The organism is Nocardioides sp. (assembly GCF_031422975.1).
Taxonomy (GTDB): domain Bacteria; phylum Actinomycetota; class Actinomycetes; order Propionibacteriales; family Nocardioidaceae; genus Nocardioides.
The window spans coordinates 1-3,346 of record NZ_JANPEO010000277.1 but is presented as its reverse complement, the minus strand read 5'-3'; the positions used below and the strand labels follow the sequence as shown (position 1 = coordinate 3,346).

Genomic DNA, 3,346 nt, shown 5'->3' with positions numbered 1-3,346 from the left:
TCGACACGACCACCGCCCCGGGAGACACCATGCCGCGCGACGCCGACGGAGCCGAGTACGTCCTCATCCTCTCGTGCCCCGACCGCCCCGGCATCGTGCACGCCGCGTCGGGCTTCCTCGTCGACCACGGCGCCAACATCGTCGAGAGCCAGCAGTTCGGCGACCGGCTCACCGATCGGTTCTTCATGCGGATGAACTTCACCCTCGACGGCCTCTCGACCGCGGCATCGTTGCGTGCCGACTTCGCCGCGGTCGCCGACCACTTCGACATGGACTTCGAGCTGTGGGGCGCCGCGGTGCCGTACCGGACGCTGATCATGGTCTCCAAGCACCTGCACTGCCTTAATGACCTGCTCTTCCGTGCCAGCACCGGCGCGCTCCAGATCGACATCCCCGCCGTGGTGTCCAACCACCCCGACGCTGGTGCGCTGGTCCGCTCCTACGGTCTGGAGTTCCACCACCTGCCGGTGACGGCGGAGACCAAGCACGACGCCGAGCGGCGCCTGATGGACCTCGTGGACGACACCGGAGCCCACCTCGTGGTGCTCGCGCGCTACATGCAGGTCCTCTCCGACGACCTGTGCCGCCAACTGTCCGGGCGGGCCATCAACATCCACCACTCGTTCCTGCCCAGCTTCAAGGGGGCACGGCCCTACCACCAGGCGTTCGACCGGGGGGTCAAGCTGGTGGGCGCGACAGCGCACTACGTCACGGCCGACCTCGACGAGGGCCCCATCATCGAGCAGGACGTCATCCGGGTCGACCACACCTACGACCAGGAACAACTGGTCGCGGCCGGCCGGGACGTCGAGGCGCAGGTCCTGTCCCGAGCCGTGCGATGGCACGCGCAGTCACGGGTCCTGCTCAACGGGGACCGGACCGTCGTCTTCCGCTGACCGGCGACACCACGAGAACCACCGAGGAAGGACGAGCACGCATGCTGTCGGACATCGAGATCGCCAATGCAGCCACCCTGCAACCGATCGGGGAGGTGGCCGCCGCGACCCTGGGGATCTCACAAGAGCACCTGGTCCCCTACGGCCACCACAAGGCCAAGGTCGACCTGACCTATCTCGCGACGCTGACCGACCGGCCGCTCGGCAGGCTGGTCCTGGTCACCGCCCTCTCCCCCACGCCGCCGGGCGAGGGCAAGACCACCACCACGGTGGGCCTGACCGACGCCCTGCACGGACTCGGGCACCGCGCCGTCGCCTGTCTGCGCGAGCCGTCGATGGGGCCTGTCTTCGGGATGAAGGGCGGCGCCGCCGGCGGCGGCTACAGCCAGGTCGTGCCGATGACCGAGATCAACCTGCACTTCACCGGCGACTTCGCGGCGATCGCCGCCGCCAACAACCTGCTGTCGGCGTTGATCGACAACCACGTTCACCACGGCAACGAGCTCGACATCGACGTCCGCAGCGTGACCTGGAAGCGGGTGCTCGACACGAACGACCGCGCGCTGCGCGAGGTGGTCGTGGGCATGGGCGGCCACGCGAACGGGTTCCCCCGCGAGGACGGGTTCGACATCGTGGTGGCCTCGGAGCTGATGGCGATCTTCTGCCTCACCGAGTCGTGGGCCGACCTGAAGAAGCGGATCGGCGACATCGTCATCGGCTACACGCGGGCGATGCAGCCGGTGACGGCGCGCGAGCTCGGCGCGCACGGTGCCATGGCCGCCCTGCTCCGTGACGCACTGGCGCCCAACCTGGTCCAGACCCTCGAGGGTGCCCCGGCCTTCGTGCACGGCGGGCCGTTCGCCAACATCGCGCACGGCTGCAGCTCGGTGACGGCCACGCGCGCCGGCCTGCGACTGGCCGACTTCGTCGTCACCGAGGCCGGCTTCGGCGCCGACCTCGGCGCGGAGAAGTTCGTCGACATCAAGTGCCGCAAGTCGGGCCTGCGACCGGACGTGGCGGTGGTGGTGGCGACGGTGCGGGCCCTGAAGTACCACGGCGGGGTCGCGCTCGCCGACCTCGCCAGCGAGGACCTCGGCGCGGTCGAGGCGGGCATGGTCAACCTGCGCCGCCACCTCGACAACATCCGCGACGTCTACGGCATCTCGTGCGTGGTAGCGGTCAATCGCTTCCCCACCGACACCGACGAGGAGATCGCCAGGGTCGTCGACCTGGTGGCGGCCGAGGGCGTCGCGGCCTACCCCGCCACCCACTTCGCCGACGGCGGGGCCGGCGCCCAGGAGCTGGCGAAGGGCGTGCTCGCGGCGCTCGACGAGCCGTCGCCGTACACGTTCTCCTTCACCTATGACGACGCACTGTCCCTCACCGCGAAGGTCGAGGCGATCGCGACCCGGTTGTACGGCGCTGGGCTGGTGACGTGGGAGGCCAAGGCCCGGCGCCGTCTCCAGCGCATCGAACGCGACGGGTACGGCACCCTGCCGGTGTGCGTGGCCAAGACGCAGTACTCGTTCTCGACCGACCCCACCCTGCTCGGCGCCCCGTCGGGCCACGAGCTGCACGTGCGCGAGGTGCGGCTGTCGGCCGGCGCGGGCTTCGTGGTCGTGGTCTGCGGGGACATGATGACCATGCCCGGGCTGCCGGCGGATCCGTCCGCGTCGCGGATCGACCTGGCCGACGACGGGACCATCCTGGGCCTGTCCTGATCATGGCCGCACGTGCTGTCGAGCCGGGAGGTGAGGGCACAGCCGTGGTCAAGCCATCGGCGACGCGATGGCGCGGTAGCGTGCCCGGGTGTTGCCAGCTCCGACCACTCGGCTCCGCTTCCGCGAGATGACTGAGGCAGACCTGCCCGACATTGCCATCCTGGAGCTCGGCGGTTCGCGTGGCCCGGAAGCCTGGATCGCGTGGAACCGACAGAACTACGCCGAGCACGGGTTCGGGCTGTGGGTGATCGAGACCCTGACCGGTGATTTCGTTGGCGACTGCGGCCTGACGATGCAAGAGGTGGAGGGCGAGTGGCTGGTCGAGGTCGGCTGGCACGTGCGCACCTCTGAGCGTCGACGGGGGTACGCCGCCGAGGCGGCCGCAGCAGTCCGCGACGCCGCCCGTGACCGCGGTGTCAAGCACCTGATCGCGATCATCCGGCCCGACAACGTGGCATCTCAGGGCGTGGCCACGAAGATTGGCCTGACCCTCGAACGCGAGGTCCACAAGCACGGTGGGCCGGCGCGGATCTTCGGAGCGGACCTGCACCCGGCGGACAGAGCCCGATAGCGGATCGCTCAATGGGAGGTCCGAGCGACGCCGCCAGGAGATGAAAGGCTCGACTCATGCACGTTCTCTTGATCGCCGGATTTGCCGTCATGAGGGTCGCCTGCTGGACGCGGGTGAGCGGGGTCAGCGCCACGGCAGCTCCCCGATCACGGCGACCG

The 3,346-nt window shown here is 69.7% G+C and carries 3 protein-coding genes; all 3 read left to right on the top strand.

The window, feature by feature from the left end:
• Positions 1-29 precede the first annotated feature (29 nt).
• Positions 30-896 carry a formyltetrahydrofolate deformylase gene (gene purU, locus RMO85_RS08310; protein ID WP_310528258.1) on the top strand — a complete coding sequence of 289 codons (867 nt, stop codon included), beginning with the start codon at positions 30-32 and terminating at the stop codon, positions 894-896.
• 41 nt (positions 897-937) lie between these two features.
• On the top strand, positions 938-2,617 hold the full coding sequence (locus RMO85_RS08305; RefSeq protein WP_310528257.1) for a formate--tetrahydrofolate ligase: 1,680 nt from the start codon (positions 938-940) through the stop codon (positions 2,615-2,617).
• An 88-nt stretch (positions 2,618-2,705) separates the two neighbouring features.
• Positions 2,706-3,188 carry a GNAT family N-acetyltransferase gene (locus tag RMO85_RS08300; RefSeq protein WP_310528256.1) on the top strand — a complete coding sequence of 161 codons (483 nt, stop codon included), beginning with the start codon at positions 2,706-2,708 and terminating at the stop codon, positions 3,186-3,188.
• The last annotated feature ends 158 nt before the right edge of the window (positions 3,189-3,346 follow it).